Source organism: Nioella sediminis, assembly GCF_001879695.1.
Lineage (GTDB): Bacteria > Pseudomonadota > Alphaproteobacteria > Rhodobacterales > Rhodobacteraceae > Nioella > Nioella sediminis.
The window spans coordinates 21,235-41,672 of record NZ_MNBL01000026.1 but is presented as its reverse complement, the minus strand read 5'-3'; the positions used below and the strand labels follow the sequence as shown (position 1 = coordinate 41,672).

At 63.3% G+C, this 20,438-nt stretch carries 19 protein-coding genes; 9 read left to right on the top strand and 10 right to left on the bottom strand.

The window, feature by feature from the left end:
* The first annotated feature begins 137 nt into the window (after positions 1 to 137).
* The 5 genes from BKY26_RS02945 to BKY26_RS02925 all read left to right on the top strand — a co-directional run bounded on the left by BKY26_RS02945 (position 138) and on the right by BKY26_RS02925 (position 4,237).
* Positions 138 to 1,106, top strand: coding sequence for a cupin domain-containing protein (locus tag BKY26_RS02945; protein ID WP_071688907.1), 969 nt, complete (start codon positions 138 to 140; stop codon positions 1,104 to 1,106).
* A gap of 150 nt (positions 1,107 to 1,256) precedes the next feature.
* On the top strand, positions 1,257 to 2,384 hold the full coding sequence (locus BKY26_RS02940) for a cobalamin-independent methionine synthase II family protein (protein WP_071688906.1): 1,128 nt from the start codon (positions 1,257 to 1,259) through the stop codon (positions 2,382 to 2,384).
* Positions 2,381 to 3,076, top strand: a complete 696-nt coding sequence (locus tag BKY26_RS02935; RefSeq protein WP_071688905.1) for an alpha/beta fold hydrolase — start codon at positions 2,381 to 2,383, stop codon at positions 3,074 to 3,076. Before BKY26_RS02940 ends, BKY26_RS02935 begins: the two co-directional genes overlap by 4 nt.
* Positions 3,076 to 3,768 (top strand): RraA family protein, encoded by a 693-nt coding sequence (locus BKY26_RS02930; RefSeq protein WP_071688904.1) that lies wholly within the window; start codon positions 3,076 to 3,078, stop codon positions 3,766 to 3,768. The genes BKY26_RS02935 and BKY26_RS02930 overlap by 1 nt, the downstream gene beginning before the upstream one ends.
* A gap of 85 nt (positions 3,769 to 3,853) precedes the next feature.
* Positions 3,854 to 4,237, top strand: a complete 384-nt coding sequence (locus BKY26_RS02925) for a hypothetical protein (RefSeq protein WP_071688903.1) — start codon at positions 3,854 to 3,856, stop codon at positions 4,235 to 4,237.
* Here BKY26_RS02925 and BKY26_RS02920 read toward each other — a convergent pair whose 3' ends face one another.
* Positions 4,238 to 5,485, bottom strand: a complete 1,248-nt coding sequence (locus BKY26_RS02920; protein WP_071688902.1) for an MFS transporter — start codon at positions 5,483 to 5,485, stop codon at positions 4,238 to 4,240.
* Positions 5,486 to 5,615: 130 nt separating this feature from the next.
* Here BKY26_RS02920 and BKY26_RS02915 point away from each other — a divergent pair, with 130 nt between their 5' ends.
* Positions 5,616 to 6,680 (top strand): YeeE/YedE family protein, encoded by a 1,065-nt coding sequence (locus tag BKY26_RS02915; protein WP_071688901.1) that lies wholly within the window; start codon positions 5,616 to 5,618, stop codon positions 6,678 to 6,680.
* Between the two features lie 43 nt (positions 6,681 to 6,723).
* Here BKY26_RS02915 and BKY26_RS02910 read toward each other — a convergent pair whose 3' ends face one another.
* From BKY26_RS02910 to BKY26_RS02895, 4 genes are all read right to left on the bottom strand, one after another.
* The gene (locus BKY26_RS02910) at positions 6,724 to 8,139 is read right to left on the bottom strand and encodes a homospermidine synthase (RefSeq protein ID WP_071688900.1); all 1,416 of its coding nucleotides are present in this window, start codon (positions 8,137 to 8,139) and stop codon (positions 6,724 to 6,726) included.
* Positions 8,140 to 8,228: 89 nt separating this feature from the next.
* Complete coding sequence (rpsD, locus tag BKY26_RS02905) at positions 8,229 to 8,849, bottom strand: 30S ribosomal protein S4 (protein WP_071688899.1); 621 nt, start codon at positions 8,847 to 8,849, stop codon at positions 8,229 to 8,231.
* Positions 8,850 to 8,997: 148 nt separating this feature from the next.
* A complete protein-coding gene (locus BKY26_RS02900; protein ID WP_071688898.1) occupies positions 8,998 to 10,068 on the bottom strand; it encodes a Hint domain-containing protein in 1,071 nt (356 codons plus the stop codon).
* 116 nt (positions 10,069 to 10,184) lie between these two features.
* Positions 10,185 to 11,114 carry a lipid A-modifier LpxR family protein gene (locus tag BKY26_RS02895; RefSeq protein WP_071688897.1) on the bottom strand — a complete coding sequence of 310 codons (930 nt, stop codon included), beginning with the start codon at positions 11,112 to 11,114 and terminating at the stop codon, positions 10,185 to 10,187.
* A 197-nt stretch (positions 11,115 to 11,311) separates the two neighbouring features.
* On the opposite strand from BKY26_RS02895, the gene BKY26_RS20590 reads away from it, so the two are divergent.
* Positions 11,312 to 12,061: a hypothetical protein gene (locus BKY26_RS20590; protein WP_227434901.1), complete on the top strand. Its 750-nt coding sequence runs from the start codon at positions 11,312 to 11,314 to the stop codon at positions 12,059 to 12,061.
* Complete coding sequence (locus tag BKY26_RS02885) at positions 12,061 to 12,879, top strand: M15 family metallopeptidase (RefSeq protein ID WP_071688896.1); 819 nt, start codon at positions 12,061 to 12,063, stop codon at positions 12,877 to 12,879. Before BKY26_RS20590 ends, BKY26_RS02885 begins: the two co-directional genes overlap by 1 nt.
* 15 nt (positions 12,880 to 12,894) lie before the next feature.
* On the opposite strand, the gene BKY26_RS02880 is transcribed toward BKY26_RS02885, so the two are convergent.
* Positions 12,895 to 15,168 carry an adenosylcobalamin-dependent ribonucleoside-diphosphate reductase gene (locus BKY26_RS02880; RefSeq protein ID WP_071688895.1) on the bottom strand — a complete coding sequence of 758 codons (2,274 nt, stop codon included), beginning with the start codon at positions 15,166 to 15,168 and terminating at the stop codon, positions 12,895 to 12,897.
* Positions 15,169 to 15,282: 114 nt separating this feature from the next.
* On the opposite strand from BKY26_RS02880, the gene BKY26_RS02875 reads away from it, so the two are divergent.
* Positions 15,283 to 15,717, top strand: coding sequence for a DUF1489 family protein (locus BKY26_RS02875; protein WP_071688894.1), 435 nt, complete (start codon positions 15,283 to 15,285; stop codon positions 15,715 to 15,717).
* A gap of 82 nt (positions 15,718 to 15,799) precedes the next feature.
* Here BKY26_RS02875 and BKY26_RS02870 read toward each other — a convergent pair whose 3' ends face one another.
* The 4 genes from BKY26_RS02870 to hisS all read right to left on the bottom strand — a co-directional run bounded on the left by BKY26_RS02870 (position 15,800) and on the right by hisS (position 20,378).
* Positions 15,800 to 16,762, bottom strand: a complete 963-nt coding sequence (locus BKY26_RS02870; RefSeq protein ID WP_071688893.1) for a porin — start codon at positions 16,760 to 16,762, stop codon at positions 15,800 to 15,802.
* Positions 16,763 to 17,059: 297 nt separating this feature from the next.
* Positions 17,060 to 17,749 (bottom strand): ATP phosphoribosyltransferase, encoded by a 690-nt coding sequence (hisG, locus tag BKY26_RS02865; protein WP_071688892.1) that lies wholly within the window; start codon positions 17,747 to 17,749, stop codon positions 17,060 to 17,062.
* A complete protein-coding gene (locus BKY26_RS02860; protein WP_071688891.1) occupies positions 17,746 to 18,852 on the bottom strand; it encodes an ATP phosphoribosyltransferase regulatory subunit in 1,107 nt (368 codons plus the stop codon). The genes hisG and BKY26_RS02860 overlap by 4 nt, the downstream gene beginning before the upstream one ends.
* A complete protein-coding gene (gene hisS / locus BKY26_RS02855) occupies positions 18,849 to 20,378 on the bottom strand; it encodes a histidine--tRNA ligase (RefSeq protein WP_071688890.1) in 1,530 nt (509 codons plus the stop codon). Before hisS ends, BKY26_RS02860 begins: the two co-directional genes overlap by 4 nt.
* Between the last annotated feature and the right edge of the window lie 60 nt (positions 20,379 to 20,438).

Below are 20,438 nucleotides of genomic sequence, written 5' to 3'. Positions count from 1 at the left end.
CCTGCGCAACCCGCAGGCGCTCCTGCGCCTCCATGGCTTTCTCGCCAGCCGCCGTGCGCGGCGGCTGAACCTGCGACCACCGGGAACGGGCTGACCCTCGCCCTCTCCCAACCCGCAGTTTCAAAAAGGACAGCACAATGACCCCTCAGGAAATGGAAGCCCGCATCGTTCGTTACGGCGACCTCAAACCCTGCAAGACCGCCTTCATCGACGCCCACACGCCCGGCAGCGACCAGAAGGAAAACTTCACCATCATCGGCGGCGGCGTGTCGGAATCCCCCGATCAGCATGTCCACATCACCATCCCCCACGGCTTCAATATCGGCGCGGCGGGCCAGCCGCCCAAATGCCGGAATTCCCTGCACGATCACCGCACGGCGGAGGCGTTCTTCGTCCTCTCCGGGCGCTGGCGGTTTTTCTGGGGTCGCTATGGCACGGCGGGTGAGGTGACGCTGGAAGAAGGCGACATCTTCAACATTCCCACCGGCGTCTTTCGCGGGTTCGAGAATATCGGCACCGATTACGGGATGATCATGGCCATCCTCGGCGGCGATGATGCCGGGGGCGGCGTCATGTGGGCGCCGCAGGTGATCGAGGACGCCGCCGACCACGGGCTGGTGCTGGCCGAGACCGGCAAGCTCTACGACACCAAGAAGGGCGAGGCATTGCCCGAAGGTGTGAAACCGATGCCGCTCATGTCCGCCGAAGAGCTTGCCAAGCGGGGAGAACCCACCACGGCAGAGGTCCTGCCCAACCACGTGGCCCGCTACTGGGACATGGTGGCGCTGGCCGACAAAACGCCCTGCAAGGTGATCGGTGAATCCGGCCTCCTGCGCGACAAGCCGGGGTTCGAGGTCGATTTCATCACCCGCGCCTCCGCCACGGATGCCAAGCACAGCCATGACAAGCCCTCCGTCCTGATGCCGGTGAAAGGCCACTGGCGGGTGGACTGGGACGGCGGCAGCGCCACGCTCGCCCCCGGCGACACGATGAGCGTGCCCGAGGGGCTGGCCCATAGCGCGGTGCCGTCGATGACGGGCGAGGCCGCGATGTACCACATCGTCGCCACGGGCGACCCCGCCGGGCTGACCTGGTCGGGCAACTGACAATAGGAGGAGCGGCCCCCGCAGGGGGCCCTTCCTCGCCCCCGGACCCTCGCGCGGACGGCCGTTCTGTCTGCACGGGGGGTGTACGGGGGGTGTACAGGGGGTGTACGCACGGCACCCCCCTGTTTTCGACAGGGAGGAGAGACATAAATGACCCGAGTTCTGACGACACATGTGGGCAGCCTGCCACGCACGCAGGAGGTGGTGGATTTCATCTTCGCCCGCGAACGGGAAGAACCCTTTGATGACGCCGCGTTTGACGCCTGCATGACGGCGGCGGTTTCGAAAACCGTGAAAAAACAGAAAGATGCGGGGATCGACATTGTCTCGGACGGCGAGACGTCGAAGATCTCCTACGCCACCTATGTGAAGGATCGCTATACTGGGTTTTCAGGTGACAGCCCCCGCAACGCACCTGCCGATCTCAAGATGTTTCCCAGCTTTCTCAAGCGGTTAGCGGATGACGGCGGCACCCCCCAATATGCGCGGCCCATGTGCACCGGCGAGGTTCGCTCGAAAGGGCAGGGCGAACTGGAAAAGGACATCGCCAATCTCAAGGCCGCGATGGCGGAGCACGGGGTGGAGCGTGGCTTCATGAACGCTGCCAGCCCCGGCGTTATCTCCCTGTTTTTGCAGAACGATTTCTACAAGACACGAGAGGCCTACCTGGCCGCGCTGGCCGATGCGATGAAGGCGGAATATGAGACGATCGTGGGCGCGGGATTGGATTTGCAGCTCGATTGCCCCGATTTGGCGCTCTCCCGTCACATGTTGTTTACCGATTTGTCGGATAATGAGTTCCTGAAAGTCGCCAACATGCATGTGGAGGCGCTCAATCACGCCCTTCAGGATGTGCCGCAGGATCGCGTAAGGGTTCATATTTGCTGGGGAAATTACGAAGGGCCCCATTGCTGCGACATTCCCATGGCCAAGATGTTCAACACGCTCATGGCGACCAAATCGCGCTATGTCCTGTTCGAGACCTCAAACCCCCGCCACGGCCATGAATGGACCGTCTTCCGCGACCGCAAAGCGGATATCCCGGACGACAAGATCCTCGTGCCCGGCGTGGTTGATACCACGACCAATTTCGTGGAACATCCGGAGCTGGTTTCGCAGCGAATTCAACGGTTTACCGACATTGTCGGCGCAGATCGCGTAATCGCGGGCAGCGATTGCGGCTTCGGCACGTTCGCCGGGTTCGGGGCCGTCGACCCCGAGATTGCCTATGCCAAGCTGAAAGCCCTCTCCGATGGGGCGGCACTGGCAAGCCAATGACGCGACCGCTGTTGCTATTGCCGGGCATGATGTGCGATGCCCGGCTGTTTTTCCCCCAGATATCAGTGCTTTCCGGGAAGCGCGCGGTGATGGTCGCACCCATGGTCGGGGCCGAGAGCATGGCCGAACTCGCGCGTGACGTGCTGGCAAACGCCCCGCCCCGTTTCGCCCTCGCGGGGCTCTCTATGGGCGGCATTCTGGCGATGGAGATCGTGCGCCAAGCGCCGGAACGGGTTGAAAAATTGGCCCTGCTCGACACCAATCCCCGCGCGGAACTGTCCGAGGTTAAGGCCCGTCGCACCCCGCAGATGGAGGCCGTGAAAGCGGGCCGCCTGCGCGAGGTGATGCGGGATGAGATGAAGCCGAATTACCTTGTGGACAGCCCGCAAAAGCCACAGACCCTCGATCTCTGCATGGATATGGCGCTGGACCTCGGCCCGCAGGTTTTTCTCAATCAATCCATCGCCTTGCGCGACCGGCCCGACCAGCAGGAGACACTCGCCGCCTACAAGGGCAAAGCGCTGGTCCTTTGCGGGCGGCATGACGCGCTTTGCCCCGTGGAACGGCACGAACTCATGCATGACCTGCTGGAAAACAGCACCCTCGACATCATCGAAAACGCGGGCCACCTGCCCACGCTGGAACAACCTGAACACACCACGGCGGCCCTGATCCGCTGGCTGGAGGACTGATGGACACCGCCCTTCTGACCCTGCTCAACAACGTCGACACCCCCACCGTCTGCAACGCCGTCGAGGTGGCGCAGGGCAAGCGCGGCTTCAACGCCTTCACGCGCGGCACCATGCAGGCCAGCGACCCCACGGGCGTGATGGTGGGCTACGCCGTGACCGCGCAGATCGCCGCTGTCGCCCCCCCCACGGAAGATGCCGCCACGATCCGCGCCCGCCGCATGGCCTATTACAAGGCGATGGCGGAGGGGCCGAAACCCTCGGTCGCGGTGGTGGAGGATCTCGACTACCCCAATGCCATCGGCGCCTATTGGGGCGAGGTCAACACGACGATCCACAAGGGCTTCGGCATGTCCGGCGCGCTGACCAATGGCGTCATGCGCGACCTTGGGGATATGGCCGCTGATTTCCCGGTGGTGGCGGGCAGCATCGGGCCAAGCCATGGCTTCGTCCATGTGCGCAGCATCAACCAGCCCGTGCGGATCATGGGCATGGATGTGCGCCCCGGCGATCTGATCCATGCCGACCGGCACGGGGCAGTTGTGATCCCGCCAGAGGTTGTCGATCAACTGGCCGCTGCAATCGCAAAAATGCAGGAAACCGAACGGCTTGTGCTGGAGCCAGCCCGCGCCGAAGGGTTCGATTTCAGCGCCTTCGAGGAAGCCTGGACGGCCTTCGAAAAGGCGCGCACCTGAAAGGCTGGCAAGGGGCCGGTCGCTTGGTTTATCCTTTTCTGCAGATGGCGGAGATTACCCCATCAACAGGATCAGGAGATCGGGCATGAAGATTTTGCGCAATATCATATTGGGACTTGTGGCCCTTGTCGGGCTTACTCTGGCGATCGTGATGTTTTTCAGCGCGGGGGCACGGGAACACGCGCGCGGATTTGTGGAGGATGTGTCGGCTGGCGATTTCGCCTCTGCACATGCGCGGCTGCACCCCCAGTTGCAACAGTTGACGAGCGAAGAAGAATTGCAGCAGATGTTCGAAGGGTCAGAGCCTTATGCCGAGGTTTCCTTCAGCTCGATCAGCATAGAAAACAGCCGGGCCGAACTGTCCGGCACGGCCTCCACGATCAGCAATTGCAGCAGCGAAGTACGTTTCGTGCTGCTTGACGATCAGATCACGATGTTCGACATCACACCGCTGTGCCCCGCACCCTGATCATTCCGCCGGGGCAGGCAGGCGCGGTTTGAGGATGGTTTCGTTGCCCATCTCGGGGTGACGCGGGATCAGCGTCGCCAAAAGCAGCGACACCATGGCCATACCTGCGGCCAGTGCAAAGACCGCGCCGGGATAGACCAGCCACAGATATCCGAGCGATGCAGGCAGGAAGACCGCCGCGATGTGGTTGATGGTGAAGGCCACAGCCGCTGTCGGGGCTATGTCGCCGGGATCGGCGATCTTCTGGAAATAGGTCTTGATCGCCAGCGCCAGCGAGAAGAACAGGTGATCGACCACGTAAAGGACAAGCGCCAGCGTCACGCCCCAATCGAAGAAATAGATCCCGGCATAAAGCAGGAAGACCCCAGTCAGGCCGGTGTATTCGAACACCAGAGCCGCGCGCTCTCCGAACAGGCTGACGAATTTGCCCAGAAGCGGCGCAAGCCCCATGTTCAGCACAAGGGTCACCATGAACAGCGCGGTGATCTGGTGCACGTCGAAGCCGAAGCGCTCCACCATCATGAAGCCCGCGAAGACGGTGAAGATCTGCCGCCGTGCGCCCGACATGAATTGCAGCGCATAGTAGAGCCAGTAGCGGCGGCGCAGGATGAACTGCTTGCGCTGCGGGTTGGGGGCCTCGAATTGCGGGAAAATGATCAGGCAGGCCAGCGCGACCAGAACGGTAAAGCCGCCTGCCACCCAGTAGACGGTGGAAAAGCTGAGGTCATAGGCGCGCCATGTGAGGATGATCAGCCCATAGGCCAGCAATGTTCCGCCGGACGCCACCGCAACCAGCCAGCCAAGCACCTGCGGCGCGCGTTTCTTATCCAGCCATTGCAGTTGCAGCGACTGGTTCACCGTCTCGTAATAGTGGAACCCGATAGAGCTGAGCAGCGTCACCATCAGAATGCCGCCGAAACTTGGGAAATTGGCCGTGATGGCCGTGGCGATCCCGAGCAGGACCAGAGACAGCAGCCCGAGCACCTGTTCGCGGATCACCATGATCAGTGCAATGACCCCGATGGCGAGAAAGCCGGGGATCTCGCGCACCGTGTGCAGCCAGCCGATATCGGACCCGTCGAATTGGGCCACCTCGACAACGAAATTGTTCAGCAGCGCCGACCACGTGGCGAAGGCAATCGGCATCGCCAGCGACATGATCACCAGCAGCGCAATCGGCTGCCGCCAGATCGGCAGGGCCTTGGCATCGGCCAGAGACATGGTGCGAAAGGGGGACGGGCGGGACATGGGAACGCCTTAGGGCCTTTCTTGCGGGCTGACGAGCAAAAAATTCGCATTCCAGCCTTTGAATATGACATGAGTCAAGGTCTGACCCGCTGCAATCGGCCAAACCGCAGCCAAGTTGCAGGAGATCATCATGGATATCGTTCCCCTCGTTGACCGGATCGGAGAACCCCAAACCGCCGCATTGTTCGGGTTGATCACCGGATTGCTGCTCGGCATCGCCGCGCAGCGGTCGTCCTTTTGCCTGCGCGCCTCGGTAGTGGAGTTCGCGAAAGGCCAGCTCGGCAGCCGCATGGCGGTCTGGCTGCTGGCCTTCTCGACGGCGGTGGTCTGGACGCAGCTTGCGGCATTGTCGGGAATGATGCGGGTCGAGGATGCGCGGATGATGGCGGTGCCGGGCTCAATCTCGGGTGCGGTCGTCGGCGGGCTTCTGTTTGGCGCGGGCATGGTCATGGCGCGGGGCTGTTCGGGCCGGTTGCTGGTGCTGGCGGCAACGGGGAACATGCGGTCGCTGGTCTCGGGGCTGGTCTTTGCCGTGGTGGCGCAGATGGCATTGCAGGGCTGGCTGTCGCCGGTGCGCAACTGGGTGGCGGGACTGTGGATCACGCCCGGTGGCACCAATTTCAACCTGCTTACCACGCTGCATCTGCCGCCCGTGTCCGGCTTCATGGTCGGCCTCGGCTTTGCATTGGCGGCGCTTTGGCTCGCGCGCAAGAACCGGGTCAGCTTGCGGCTGCTGTTCACCGCGTCTGGCGTGGGGTTCGCGGTCGCGGCGGGATGGGTGCTGACCTATTCACTAAGCCAGGTGGCCTTCGATCCGGTGCAGGTGGAAAGCGCGACCTTCACGGGGCCGTCCGCCAACACGCTGATGTTCTTCCTGACCTCCAGCCCGGTGCTGGAGTTCGATATCGGCCTCGTGCCCGGCGTGTTCCTGGGGGCCTTCCTGTCGGCCCTTTGGGGGCGGGAACTAAAGCTGCAGGGTTTTGACGGCGCTGGCAACATGAGCCGCGCGCTCATCGGGGCGGCGTTCATGGGCATGGGGGGCATGCTGGCGGGCGGTTGTGCCATCGGGGCCGGTGTGACCGGCGGCTCGATCTTCGTGGGCACGGCGTGGCTGGCGCTGTTGAGCATGTGGATCGGCGGCATGGCGACAAGCTGGCTGCTGGACCAACGGGGTGCCGTGGCGCAGCCCGCTTAGACGATACCTGCGAAAAAGCCGCCCCGAAGGGCGGCTTTGGTGATCAGCTGGCCAGAACGTTGCGGAACGCCCAGGGTTCGCTTTCGTCGATATCTTCGGGGAACAGCTCCCACCGGTCCTGCAGGGGCGTCCAGTCGGTGTAGTGCGCCTCGACGGGGCCGAGATAGGGGCGCTGCACCTCCAGGCACCGGGCGTGGTCCATCTCGTCGGCTTCCACGATCCCGGCATTGGGGTTTTCCAGTGCCCAGACCATGCCGGCCAGAACAGCGGATGTCACCTGAAGACCGGTGGCGTTCTGGTACGGGGCCAGATCCCGTGTTTCCTCGTTCGACAGGCGCGAGCCGAACCACAGCGCGTTCTTCTCATGCCCGTAGAGCAGCACGCCAAGCTCATCGATGCCCTCGACGATTTCGTCCTCGGTCAGGATGTGGTGCTTGGTCTGCTGGCGGCCGGAGCCAAACATCTCGTGCAGGGACAGCACCGCGTCATCGCAGGGGTGGTAGGCATAGTGGCAGGTCGGGCGATACTCGGGCGCGGCGGCGTCGCCGACCGTGTAGTAATCCGAGATCGAAATCGCCTCGTTATGGGTCACGAGGAAGCCAAACTGCGGGCCGGGGGTCGGGCACCAGGTATGGACGCGGGTGATCGCGCCGGGGCGGTCCAGCCAGATCCCCGCCATGCAGCCGGTGTCGTGGCTGTGGCCGTTTTCCGGGAACCACGGCTCATGCGTGCCCCAACCCAGTTCGGCGGGTTGGAAGCCTTCGGAGATGAAGCCCTCGACCGACCAGGTGTTGACGAACACCCCGCTCGGGCGGGGCAGGCGGCGGGCCTGCGTGTCGCGTTCGGCGATATGGACGCCCTGCACACCGAGGCTCTGCATCAACTGGCCCCATCCGGCGCGGTCCGTGGGCGTTGCGATGTCACGGCCGGTATCCCTGGCCAGCGTCAGAAGCGCCTCTTTCACGAACCAGCTGACCATGCCGGGATTGGCGCCGCAGCAGCTGACCGCCGTGGTGCCGCCGGGGTTGGCGGCCTTCTCGTCCCGCACCTTCTGGCGCAGCGCATAGTTGGTGCGCGCAGCATTGTCGGTGGTGCCGAAATAGTAGCCCGCCCAGGGTTCGACCACGGTGTCGATATAGGGCACCCCGATCTCTCGGCAGAAACGCATGAGGTCGAGCGAGGAGGTGTCGACGCTGAGATTGACACAGAACCCCTTGCCCGGTTCCAGAAGCTCGCCAAGCACCTCGCGGTAGTTCTCCGGCGTGATCGCGGTCTGCACATGGTTCAGCTTGTGCTGGCGCAGGAAGTTGGCCTGACCGGCATCAGGCTCGATCACGATGAACTTGTCGGCGTCATAGTCGAAATGACGCTCGATCAGCGGCCAGGTGCCTTTTCCGATCGAGCCGAAGCCGATCATCACGATGGGGCCGTCAATACGGGCGTAGACAGGGTGGGTCATGTCCGGCGGATCCTTCTTTCCGGGGGCAGAACGCAAAAAGGGCCGCACCGGATTTCGGCGCGGCCCCCTCTGTTCGACGCGTCAGACGCTTAGTTCTGAGCGTAGTATTCGATGACCAGATTCGGTTCCATCATCACCGGGTAGGGCACGTCGCCCAGGCCCGGAGTGCGGACGAAGGTGGCCTTCATCTTGGAATGGTCGGCGTCGATGTAGTCGGGCACATCACGTTCGGCCAGCTGGACAGCTTCCAGCAGAACGGCGAGCTGCTTGGACTTGTCGCGCACTTCCACGACGTCACCCTCTTTCACGCGGTAGGAGGGGATGTTGACGCGCTTGCCGTTCACGGTCACGTGGCCGTGGTTCACGAACTGGCGGGCGGCGAAGACGGTCGGCACGAACTTGGCGCGGTAGACGATGGCGTCGAGACGGCTTTCCAGCAGGCCGATCAGGTTTTCACCGGTGTCGCCCTTGCGGCGCTCGGCCTCGGTGAAGATGCGGCGGAACTGCTTCTCGGTCAGGTCGCCATAGTAGCCTTTCAGCTTCTGCTTGGCGCGCAGCTGCAGACCGAAGTCCGACAGCTTGCCCTTGCGGCGCTGGCCGTGCTGGCCGGGGCCGTATTCGCGGCGGTTGACCGGGGATTTCGGACGACCCCAGATGTTTTCGCCCATCCGGCGGTCGATCTTGTACTTGGCAGAGGTGCGTTTGGTCACCGTCTGATCTCCTTCTTAACGTGTCGAAGGGCGTTGTCCTTTGGCCGAGGCCCGACAGGCATCCCCTTGCGGGGGCCACCAACACCAATGAAAACCCCGGCAAGCGGGTTGCCGGGATGCGCGCGTTTTACACATGCGGTTGGGGGTGTCAATGCCTGCCGGCGGTCTTGCGGTATCCGTGCATCAATATGGCGGCTTCGGCCCGGTCCAGCATTCGTCGGGCGGGGGCGCCGTAGTTGAAAGGGTCGTCGGCCAGATCGGGGAAGAGCGACAGCATGCTGCGCCGCTGGCCGCCTTCCAGATGGTCGAGCCCCATGAAACCGGGGTGGAAGGTTTCGACCTCCAGCCCATTGGCCCAGATCACCTGATGGCGTTCCAGCATCAGGTGTACATACCAGGTTTCGCGCATCGAGTGATCGACGGTCACCAGCCTGTCGCTGACCAGATCGCGGGCCGAGACCAGAACCTCCGCCTCGCCCCACAGGTCGCGGGCGACAGCCCCTTTCACGATGACGCGGTGTTCGGGGGAAACCACGAGATCGGCGTCGGGCCGGTAGACGCCAAGCGCGCCCTCGCGGATGCGGATCGGTCTCTGGTCGGGCATGGCAAAGAGCCGTGCCCCCGACATGCGGCGCTGGCCGGTCCAGACGACCTCTTGCGGGCCGTCATCACGGGTGAGCAGCCGGTCGCCGGGGCCGAGATCCTCGATGGCGATGTCGCCCTGTTCGGTCCGAAGTCGTGTGCCGGGGGTGAAGCAGATGACCGAGGCGCTCTCGACCGCTGCCATCGGGCGCGGCTGGTTCACGCGGATGATCGTCAGGTCACGGTTCACCGGCGGAATGGCCTCGGGGAAGATCAGGATGGGCAGACGTCCCTTGCCCGCCGCCACCGGCACCACGGTGTAGAAGCGCGGACCGTCGGCGACCATGAAGGCATCGCCAAAGAGCGGGTCCGCATCGAGGGCGGCATCCTGTTTGGGGGTGGGCGCGGGGTGATGCAGCAATTTGCGCACCACCCGCGCGGCCCGTGCACGGAGCTCGGCGTGATCCTGGCTGACTCCCAGAAGCAGCGCGGCGCCATCGCCCTCCAGAGGAAGAGCGCGTCCTTGCCAGCGCCAGGACATTCCTTCGGCCAGTTCGTTGTTATTCTCTGCCGGTACGCCGTCGATCAGGGTTTGCGACCATGCGATCATGGTCAGGCCCCGATAGCCCGTGCTCATGGTATTCCGCCCGTTTTTATTAGTGCTTCTTGCCCAGTAGCAAGAATCTAGCAGAGGCGAATCACCTTGGGAAGGGGGTGATTCGCCTGCGATTCGAAAAAATGCGAATCGGGGCGTCAGAATTCCAGAGCGATGGTGACGGACCCGATGGTCTGGCCCTCGCTCTGGCCCACGAATTCCTCGGACAGATAGGTTAGCCCGTAGAAGATATTGGAATGGCCAAAGGCATAGTTCATCCCGGCGCGCAGGCGATAACGGGTGTCCTCGGGCGTATAGCCCCGGTCCGACGGCAGGTAGCGGGAACTCTCGACCCACGCGTAGTCACCGCCAAGCAGCAGGGAAAACCCGTGATCGTCTTCGCTGTCGATGGCGCTGATCCGGTGGCCGGTGGTCACGTCGCGCAGGCGCAGCCCGCCCTGACCGTAGTTGCCAAATGTCAGGTCGAACCCGACACGCGCCATGGTTTCAACCCCGGCTTGCAGCTCCAGGAAGGGGCGCACATGGCCCGGTCCGAAAGAAAACTCGCGCCCGATTTCGGCGGTGCCATGCAGGTAGACACCGTTGTCGACCTGAAAGCTTTCGACCCGGCTGGATTGCAGGCTGAATGCCTCGTGTACCACCTCTTGGAGATGACGGATGCCCGTCTGTTCGCCCATTGCAACGATATCCGCGCCAAGCGCCACGTCGAACCCGTTCCATGAAAAATGCGTATGCGCGCCGACAGACAGCACCCCGGCGTAAAGCCGGTCGCCGGGGGCGGGGTTGCTGATGCTGGCCGGTGTGATCACCTCGCCGCGAAAGCGGTATTCCATGATTTCGCCCATGCGCAGGGGCAGATACCCGTCCCAGGACGGACCGCGCACGGTGCTGATGCCATAGGCCCCGGACCGCCAGCGGTCGCGGCCATCGCCAATCAGGTCGTTGGTGAAAAGGCGCGCCTGGCCGAGCGTTTCACGCCCGTCAAAGATTCCCTGAGCCGACGCCAAGGAACTGGAAAGACCAAGTGCACACAGGATGGCTCCTGCTTGGCGAACTGCCTGCCACATATCACTGCCTCATGTCCGTTACCGGTTTTTCCCCGGTCTATGCGGGAATTGCGGCCAGATTATCACAGCATCGGGGACAGGGCTAGGCGTTGTGGCCTGCCCGGTTTGATCCTGCTCAAGGCACGCCTGCGCCGGCTCGGCCAGAGTTGTGGCCAAGGCCATAACGGACGTGCCACAGCGCAGAGGAGACACCGCCCATGAGACTGATCCTGACTGCCATCGCAGTGATTGTTGCCTTTGCAGGCCACCCGCAGGCCCAGGCACAGCAATTGCTGGAAAGCTATACGGCGCTGCTCAGCTGGAATGACCACTACAATTCCAACGGTCAGCGGCTGACGGAGCCTTGGCAGATCATCCGCCAGGACCGTGCCAATTATCACCGCTACGGCGAGGCCGACCCGCAGGACCAATGGGACAGTTTCTTCAGCGATTTCACCAACCGGGCGCGGGCGGAACAGATGTTGGCAAACGGCTATGTCTCGCCTGCGGCGCGCAATGCCATCGTGAACGGCCCGGTTCTGGTGCAGGTCGAAATCTGGGGGCAGGGCGCGACGGGCACCCATATTCGGGTCGATGTCGCGGGCGGCGGCTCGATGCAAGGTCAACCGGCCCCGCAGCTGGGCGGTCTGCCGGTGATCGAAAGCTATACCGCCTTCCTCAGCTGGAACGATCACTACAATTCGAATGGCCAGCGCCTGACGGAACCATGGCAGATCATCCGTCAGGACCGTGCCAACTACCACCGCTACGGCGAGGCCGATCCGGGCGACCAGTGGGACAGTTTCTTCAGCAGTTTCACCAACCGCGCACGCGCCGAGCAGATGCTGGCCGCCGGGTCGATCTCGCCTGCGGCGCGCAATGCCATCATGAATGGCGAGGTGATGATACGGGTCGAGATCCTGGGCCATGGCAACACTGGCACCGCGATCCGGGTTGACGTGTTCTGATGTTGCGCCTCTGTCTGGCCCTCTGCCTTGCGGCCTCTACGGCGGCTGCCGATTGTACGCCGGTGAACTGGCTGACCCTGCCGCTGCGCAGCGTGGGCGATCCGGTGGAAACCGCGCTTGAAACCGCTTATCCGGGGCTCGACCTCGACCGGGCAGCGGGGACCGTCACCTTTGCCAGCGGCACGGTACTGCCCTTTGCGCCGGCGCGGCAGGTGGACCCGGCGGCTCGGCTGATCGATGCAACGCTTGGCGATCAGTTTGTTTACGTCTACCCGCTGGACTTCTCGCTGACCGACCGGCGCAGCGCGTTCCATGATCCCGGCCGGCTGCGCAACGACGATTTCTTTCGCGCGCTTTATGCCGAGACGCAGGCAGAGGTGCGCGCCACGCTGACCCGGGTCAGCTATGACGGGCCGGGCGGCGCGACCCGCTTCAACGTCACGCAAGATCATTGTGTCCATGTCCAGCTGGACGCCGCCCTGACCGAGATCGAGGCACTTGGCCCCGATTATGCAGTCTATTTCGAGAATTCCGGCGGCAGCTTCAACTGGCGGGTCATTGCGGGCACGGACCGGCTTTCGGTGCACAGCTTCGGCATCGCCGTCGATCTGAACACCGAACTTGGCGGCTACTGGAGATGGTCGGGTGCGGCGCAGGGGCAGGCGACCGAGTACAACAACCGCATCCCCGCCGAGATCGTGCAGGCCTTCGAACGCTACGGGTTCATCTGGGGCGGCAAATGGCACCATTACGACGGGATGCATTTCGAATACCGCCCTGAAATGATCCTGCATGCCCGGTTGATGGGGCAGGGCTGAGCCCCGCCCGACCGGTCAGGCGCATTTGCTGTGGCCGCAGCTTGGGCAGGTCATGCAGCCCTCGACCATGCGCATCCCGTATTCCCCGCAGGACGGACAGGCCGCGCCCCGTGGGTTGGGGGTGCCGATGGCGGCGACCTTGGCACGGGGGTCGTCCTTCAGGCCCATGCCCTCCCCCTCGATGAAGCCGATGGCGATCAGGTGCTTTTCGATCACGCCGCCGATCGCGGCCAGAATGGACGGCACGTATTTGCCCTGCATCCACGCGCCGCCGCGTGGGTCGAACACCGCTTTCAGCTCCTCCACCACGAAGGACACGTCACCGCCGCGCCGGAACACGGCGCTGATCATGCGGGTCAGGGCCACGGTCCAGGCGAAATGCTCCATGTTCTTGGAGTTGATGAAGATCTCGAACGGACGTCTGTGGCCCGCGATGACGATGTCATTGATGGTGATATAGATCGCGTGGTTCGAATCCGGCCATTTCAGCTTGTAGGTCTGGCCCTCCAGCTCCTGCGGGCGGTCGAGCGGTTCGGCGATGTAGACGACGTCCCCATCGGCGTCGGGTTGTTCCGCAACGGGTTTGTCCTCGGCCTCGCTGACACTCAGCACCGACCCCGTCACATCATTGGGCCGGTAGGTGGTGCAGCCCTTGCAGCCCGTATCCCAGGCCTGCATGTAAACATCCTTGAATGCCTCGAAGCTGATATCCTCGGGGCAGTTGATCGTCTTGGAGATGCTGGAATCCACCCATTTCTGCGCGGCGGCCTGCATCTTGACGTGATCGGCGGGCGGCAGGGTCTGGGCGTTGACGAAATAGTCGGGCAGGGGCGCGTCGCCCTTCAGGTCGCGCCACAGTTTGACGGCGTAATCGACGACCTCTTCCTGGGTACGGCTGCCGTCGCGCTGCAGCACCTTGCGGGTATAGGCGTAGGCGAAGACCGGCTCGATGCCGGAACTGACATTGCCCGCATAAAGGCTGATCGTCCCGGTTGGTGCGATAGAGGTCAGCAGCGCGTTGCGGATGCCATATTGCCTTATGTCGTCGCGCAGGGCCTCGTCCATGTTCTGCATGTTGCCCGAGGCAAGGAAAGCGTCGGCGTCGAACAGCGGGAACGCCCCGCGTTCCTTCGCCAGATCGACCGAGGCGCGATAGGCGGCATGGGCGATCTGCCTCATCCACCCTTCCGTTTGCGCGGCGGCCTCGTCCGAGCCATAGCGCAGCCCCAGCATCAGCAGTGCATCGGCCAGCCCCGTCACGCCAAGCCCGATACGTCGCTTCGCCTGTGCCTCCTGCGCCTGCGCCTCCAGCGGGAATTTGGATGCATCGACCACGTTATCCATCATCCGCACGGCGGTGGCGACCAGATCGTCCAGCGCGGCAGCGTTCAGTTGGGCTGCCTCCGTGAACGGATCGCTGACCAGCCGCGCAAGGTTGACGGACCCTAGAAGGCAGGCACCATAAGGCGGCAGGGGCTGTTCGCCACAAGGGTTGGTGGCAGAGATGGTTTCCGCATAACCAAGGTTGTTGGCCGCATTGATACGGTCGATGAAGATCACGCCCGGTTCGGCATAATCATAGGTCGACTGCATGATCCGGTTCCACAGATCCCGCGCCTGAACGGTATGGTAGACCTTGCCGCCAAAGACCAGCTCCCACGGGCCATCGGCCTTCACCGCCTCCATGAAGGGGTCGGTCACCAGCACGCTCATGTTGAACATGCGCAGGCGGGCGGGATCGGATTTGGCGGTGATGAAGGCCTCGATATCCGGGTGGTCGCAGCGCATCGTCGCCATCATCGCGCCCCGGCGGCTGCCTGCCGACATGATCGTGCGGCACATCGCGTCCCAGACATCCATGAAGCTGAGCGGGCCCGAGGCATCGGCGGCCACACCCATCACATCCGCGCCCTTGGGGCGAATGGTGGAGAAATCATAGCCGATCCCGCCGCCCTGCTGCATGGTCAGCGCGGCCTCTTTCAGATTTTCGAAGATGCCCGCCAGGCTGTCGGGGATCGTGCCCATGACGAAGCAGTTGAACAGCGTCACATTGCGCCCGGTGCCTGCGCCCGCCGTGATGCGGCCTGCGGGCAGGTATTTGAAATCCTCCAGCGCGGCATAGAACCGGTCTTCCCAGGTGGCGGGGTCGGTCTCCACCTCGGCCAGCGCGCGGGCGATTCGGCGCCACGTATCCTCGATGGATTGGTCAATGGGCGTGCCATCGGCCTGTTTGAGCCGGTATTTCATGTCCCAGATGGCTTCGGCAATCGGGGCGGAGAAGCGGCTCATTGGTCATTATCCATATTGGTAGGGGGGACGGACGAAGATACCCACAAGACCTGCCCGGGTCAACTTGGCAGGCATGGGGAACCGCCCTATGTTGCAGATCAGCAAGGGGGACCGATGGCAGCCAAGTTTACGCATCTCTTAAAGCTCAGCGTCGGGACGGAAACGGTCGACGATCTTGCCGCCTGGCAGGCTACGGCGCATGACCGCTGGCCTGACGGGCAGCCCCGCCACGTCACCCGCATGTGGCCCAAGCGCGAGGCCGAGATCTTGGCAGGCGGGTCGATCTACTGGGTGATCAAAGGGTTCGTTCAGGCGCGGCAAAAGGTGCTGCGGCTGGAAGAGGTCATCGGGCAGGATGGCATCCGCCGCTGTGCCATCGTGTTGGACAAGCGGCTCGTCCGGGTCGAGGCAACCCCCAAGCGGGCCTTTCAGGGCTGGCGCTATCTGAAGCCTGAGGATGCCCCGCGAGATCTGTCCGGCGCCCGCGCGCAGGAAGAGACGCTACCGCTGGATCTGCAGAATGCCCTGGCCGATCTGGGGGTTTTGTGACGCACGGCCACCGGAGCGTTATGCAACTGAAAAAGGCCGGGCGCTGATGCACCCGGCCTTTTCGCTGTATTGCTGACGCGCTTCAGCGCAGAGCGGCGAGGCCACCCGAGATCGCCGAGCGGTATGCGCCACGAGCCACCTGGCTGTGCGAGTTCAGCGGCGTCGTCGAGGCGTTGTTGCCAAGCGGAATGGTCAGGCTGAGCCCCACGGACGTGGCATCAGCCGTGATCGGGCCGAGATCCATGTTGGTTCTGGAAACCTCAAGCGCGACAATGCCGGGGAAGCCGCCACCGGCCTGAGCCAGATCATAGGCCAGACCCAAAGAGATCTGGGTGGCGTCGATGCTGATCGGGAGCGGCAGGCCGACGTCGAGACGACCGACAGAGCCATAAAGCGACAATCCGTTGCCGAAGTCATAGTCGGCCCCGATTGCGTAAAGGCTCAGGTCGATATCGCCACCGCCGAAGTCGATATTGGTGCGCGTGTAGCTGCCGAAGACTTCCAGGTTGGGCATCACGTCATAAGACGCCGCCAGACCATAGTCGGTGATGTCGATGCCGCCAATGCCGGGATCGGTGTCAGAGGTGCCATAGAAGACCTCGACCCAGAGCGGCCCGCTCTCGTACCCTGCGAAGATACCGGATTGCTGCGTGTCGACGCCAAGCGTGATGGGCAGAAGCGAAACGGAGATGTCCAGATCGCCCATGCGATAGTAGGCACCGATATAGGCACCGTTGGCGAAGTGATAGGATGGTTCAAACCCGAAGCTCATCAGATCGGCGTCGATGCCGATTGGCAGCGGGGTGTCGATCTCGGTCATCGAAAGGCCGAAGTCCAGGCCGACATTCACGCTCGGGCCAAAAGAGATGTCGGAATCCACATCCAGAGACGTGGTTGTCAGGTCGATACCTGTCCCAAGCGCATCCAGCGAGGTGCTGGAAAAACCCAGGGTGATCGTTGAACTCATGGACGGGGCAGTCTGGGCCAGTGCAGCGCCGGGAAGGGCGATGACGGCGGCAGTAGCGAGCAGGATGCGAATGCTCATTGCGGCTCTCCAATTTTTAAATGTCTTTATCTTGGGGGCAGGGGCGGAAATTGCCGTCGATGTCCCGCAAGCGAACGGACTCGGAAGACTCCGTTAACTAAGATTAACAAAAGCAATCGTTCGATTGATACAGTTTGCGTAGCGATCCGGGAATTTTCCTCTTGAGCCGTGGCAAACTTGTTTCAGTTAGGGTGGCTTCAATGAAAGTCAAAGAAAAAAGAGAAGGCAGGGCGCAAAGGCTGGCAAAAACCGTCATGAAAAGAATCCAACACCCGAACCGAGCCGGGTCGAATTGCTTCACCCCTGCAGCCGGTCCGTCAGCTCTTCCAGTATCTCTTTGTTCCCATTGGACCAATCTGCGGTACGCGACTTGAACAGTACCGCCTGACTGCGATGTATCAGCCCGCCGGGAAGGATCGTCAGGTGGTTGGCGCGCAGGGTTTCGCCGGTCGAGGTGATGTCTGCGATGGCCTCGGCGGTCAGGTTCTTGACAGTGCCCTCGGTCGCGCCCTGGCTATCGACCAGTTGATAGTCCGCCACGCCCGCATCGCGCAGGAACTCTCTCACCAGCCGGTGATACTTGGTGGCGATTCGCAGGCGGTGGCCGTGACGGCGGCGGAAATCGGCGGCGGCGGCATCGAGATCGTCGAGCGAATTTACATCCACCCAGAAGGCGGGCACCGCGATGATCAGATCGGCAAAGCCAAAGCCCATGGGCTGCAATTCGCGCACAACATCCTGCCAGGCGGGAATGCGTTCGCGCACGAGATCGCTGCCGGTCACGCCCAAATGGATGCGACCTGCCTGCAATTCACGCGGGATCTCTCCGGCGCTAAGCAGCACCAGGTCCACATCCGCCCCGTCCACTTGGGCCGCGTATTCCCGGTCCGACCCGCTGCGGCGCATGTCGATGCCCCGGTCGGCGAACCAGTCGAAGGTCTTTTCCATCAGCCGGCCCTTGGAGGGCACACCGAGTTTCAGGGTCATGCCAGACCCTCCCGCAATTGCTGCACCAGTTCGGGGCGGATCACGCCGCCAACGGCGGGGATTTCCTGCCCGCGCCCCAGAACGCGGGTCAGCGCATCATAGCGGCCACCGGTGGCCACGGGGGGCAGGTCGGGGCGGCCCTCGGCGACGAAGCCAAAGACAAAGCCATCATAGTATTCCAGCGTCGTGCGGCCAAAGCTCGCCTCGAAGGGCAGGTCTTCGACCGTGATCCCGGCAGCGGCCAGCGCATCCATGCGCCGGGCCATGCGGTCCACGGAAGCGGCCATGCCGGGCAGGTCGACGGTGATATCACGCAGGTGCTGATGCGCGTTCGGCAGGGTTTCCCGCAAGGATAGGATCACATCCAGAACTTCCGCCTCGCTGCGGCTGATCGGGGGTTCTGCGGCGTCGGCCTGAAGATGGGCAATGCGGGCGAGCACGTCTTCGCGGCTGCGCAGGCCAATTTCGGGGCCGCCGCTTTGGACAACCGCCTCGGCCCCGTCCTTGGCAACCCGGTCCAGCAGCGCTTTGCGGGCGGCGTCCATGTCCACCCGGCCCGTGAACCGGTCCAGCAGGGCGCGGAACCGGCGGGGTCGCCAGATATGGCGCATCAGGGCGCCCTTGCGCCGTTCCGTCGTGGTCAGAGTTTCCACGGCGGCCTTGAGAATGCCGATATCGCCGGTGGCCGGACGCAGCCCGAGCGGGGACAGAACCTCGTTGAACAGCGAAAACACCTCGGCATCGGCGCGTTCCGGGTCTTCGCGGTCGAAAAGCTCATACCCCACTTGCAGGTATTCCGTGGCGCGACCGGAATCGGCCTGCTGCTTCCGAAACACCTCGCCCAGATAGGTATAGCGTGCCGGCTCGCCGCCATGTTCCATATGGGTCTGCACCACCGGCACGGTGAAGTCGGGGCGCAGCATCATCTCGCCCCGGTTCGGGTCCTGCGTGACATAGGCCCGCGCACGGATATCCTCGCCATAGAGGTCCAGCAGCGTATCCGCCGGTTGCAGCAGATCGGCGTCGATGGCCATGGCGCCAGACGCCTTGAAGAAGGCGAAGAGCCGCTCAGCCTCGGCCCGGACGGTGATCTTGTCGGTCATTTGCCCCGGTCCAGAATGGCCTTCACTTCGGCGACCAGATCGGCAACCGGCACTTCGCGTTGTGCAGGTTGGGACTTCCATTCCTCAAGGCTGGCCTCCTGCGCGATCTGCGCGCCAAGAATCAGGTCCTTGATTTGCACCACGCCGCGCTCAGCCTCGTCGGATCCCTGGATGATCGCCACCGGGCTTTCGCGCTTGTCCGCGTATTTCAGCTGGTTGCCGAAATTCTTGGGGTTGCCCAGATAGACCTCGGCCCGGATGCCCGCATTGCGCAGCTCGGTCGCCATTTTCTGGTACTCCGCCATCCGGTCGCGGTCCATGACGGTCACCACCACGGGGCCTTGCATGGTGCCGCCGATCCGGCCCTTTTCGCGCAGCGCGGCCAGCAGCCGGTCCACCCCGATGGAGACGCCCGTCGCGGGCACCGCCTGCCCGGTGAAGCGCTTGACCAGATCGTCATAGCGCCCGCCGCCTGCCACCGAGCCAAACTGGCGCGGGCGGCCCTTGTCGTCGAGCACCTCGAAGGTCAGTTCGGCTTCGTAGACCGGACCGGTGTAGTAACCCAGACCACGCACGACCGAGGGGTCGATGACAATGCGGTCGGGGCCGTAGCCCTGCGCGTCGAGAAGGGAGGCGATGGTTTCAAGCTCTTCGACGCCTTCAGCGCCGGTGGTGGACTCACCGATGGCGGCACGGAGATTTGCCAGCGTCTCCTCTGCGTTCGCTCCCTTAGATGTCAGGAACGCGATCACTGGTTCGGCTTGTGCGTCGCTCAGCCCCACGCCGTCGATATAGGCACCGGAGGCATCGAGGCGGCCCTTGCCGAGCAGCTCGCGTACACCGGCTTCGCCCACCTTGTCGAACTTGTCGATGGTGCGCAGGACAGCTTCTTGCTGCGCGGTGTTTTCTTCGAGCTCATGGGTAATTGTCTTGAGGTCGTGCGGTGGCCCTGAGTAAGTAATCACGCCGGCTACCTCCAGAACGCCGGTCAGCACCTTCCGGTTGTTCACCCGAACGATGTAATCCCCGCGCGGGATGCCCACGGCCTCCAGCGTGTCGGCGAGCATCGCGCAGATCTCGGCGTCGGCGGCGACGGAGGGCGCGCCAACGGTATCCGCGTCGCATTGGTAGAACTGGCGGAAGCGCCCCGGCCCCGGTTTCTCATTCCGCCAGACCGGCCCCATGGTGAACCGCCGATACGGCGCAGGCAGGTCGTTGCGGAACTGGGCGGCGACGCGGGCCAAGGGCGCGGTCATGTCATAGCGCAGCGCCAGCCATTTTCCGTCGTCTTCCTCCTGCCACGCGAACACGCCCGCATTGGGCCGGTCCACGTCGGGCAGGAACTTGCCAAGCGCCTCGACCGTTTCCACGGCGGAGGTTTCCAGCGGATCGAAGCCATAGCGATGATAGACCTCGGCGATCCGGTCCAGCATCTCCTTGCGCTCGGTCACTTCCGCGCCGAAATAGTCGCGGAAGCCCTTGGGCGTTTCTGCCTTGGGGCGGGGCTGTTTCTTTTGCTTGGCCATGCTTGCCATCCGTTAGGATCCGGGGTTCACCGGGCGTTTAACTTGGGGGGCGCGTGGGGG

Coding starts and splice junctions, on each gene's coding strand:
- BKY26_RS02945 (WP_071688907.1), top strand. CDS start 138: ATGACCCCTCAGGAAATGGAAGCCCGCATCGTTCGTTACGGCGACCTC.
- BKY26_RS02940 (WP_071688906.1), top strand. CDS start 1,257: ATGACCCGAGTTCTGACGACACATGTGGGCAGCCTGCCACGCACGCAG.
- BKY26_RS02935 (WP_071688905.1), top strand. CDS start 2,381: ATGACGCGACCGCTGTTGCTATTGCCGGGCATGATGTGCGATGCCCGG.
- BKY26_RS02930 (WP_071688904.1), top strand. CDS start 3,076: ATGGACACCGCCCTTCTGACCCTGCTCAACAACGTCGACACCCCCACC.
- BKY26_RS02925 (WP_071688903.1), top strand. CDS start 3,854: ATGAAGATTTTGCGCAATATCATATTGGGACTTGTGGCCCTTGTCGGG.
- BKY26_RS02920 (WP_071688902.1), bottom strand. CDS start 5,485: ATGTCCCGCCCGTCCCCCTTTCGCACCATGTCTCTGGCCGATGCCAAG.
- BKY26_RS02915 (WP_071688901.1), top strand. CDS start 5,616: ATGGATATCGTTCCCCTCGTTGACCGGATCGGAGAACCCCAAACCGCC.
- BKY26_RS02910 (WP_071688900.1), bottom strand. CDS start 8,139: ATGACCCACCCTGTCTACGCCCGTATTGACGGCCCCATCGTGATGATC.
- BKY26_RS02900 (WP_071688898.1), bottom strand. CDS start 10,068: ATGAGCACGGGCTATCGGGGCCTGACCATGATCGCATGGTCGCAAACC.
- BKY26_RS02895 (WP_071688897.1), bottom strand. CDS start 11,114: ATGTGGCAGGCAGTTCGCCAAGCAGGAGCCATCCTGTGTGCACTTGGT.
- BKY26_RS20590 (WP_227434901.1), top strand. CDS start 11,312: ATGAGACTGATCCTGACTGCCATCGCAGTGATTGTTGCCTTTGCAGGC.
- BKY26_RS02885 (WP_071688896.1), top strand. CDS start 12,061: ATGTTGCGCCTCTGTCTGGCCCTCTGCCTTGCGGCCTCTACGGCGGCT.
- BKY26_RS02880 (WP_071688895.1), bottom strand. CDS start 15,168: ATGAGCCGCTTCTCCGCCCCGATTGCCGAAGCCATCTGGGACATGAAA.
- BKY26_RS02875 (WP_071688894.1), top strand. CDS start 15,283: ATGGCAGCCAAGTTTACGCATCTCTTAAAGCTCAGCGTCGGGACGGAA.
- BKY26_RS02870 (WP_071688893.1), bottom strand. CDS start 16,762: ATGAGCATTCGCATCCTGCTCGCTACTGCCGCCGTCATCGCCCTTCCC.
- hisG (WP_071688892.1), bottom strand. CDS start 17,749: ATGACCCTGAAACTCGGTGTGCCCTCCAAGGGCCGGCTGATGGAAAAG.
- BKY26_RS02860 (WP_071688891.1), bottom strand. CDS start 18,852: ATGACCGACAAGATCACCGTCCGGGCCGAGGCTGAGCGGCTCTTCGCC.
- hisS (WP_071688890.1), bottom strand. CDS start 20,378: ATGGCCAAGCAAAAGAAACAGCCCCGCCCCAAGGCAGAAACGCCCAAG.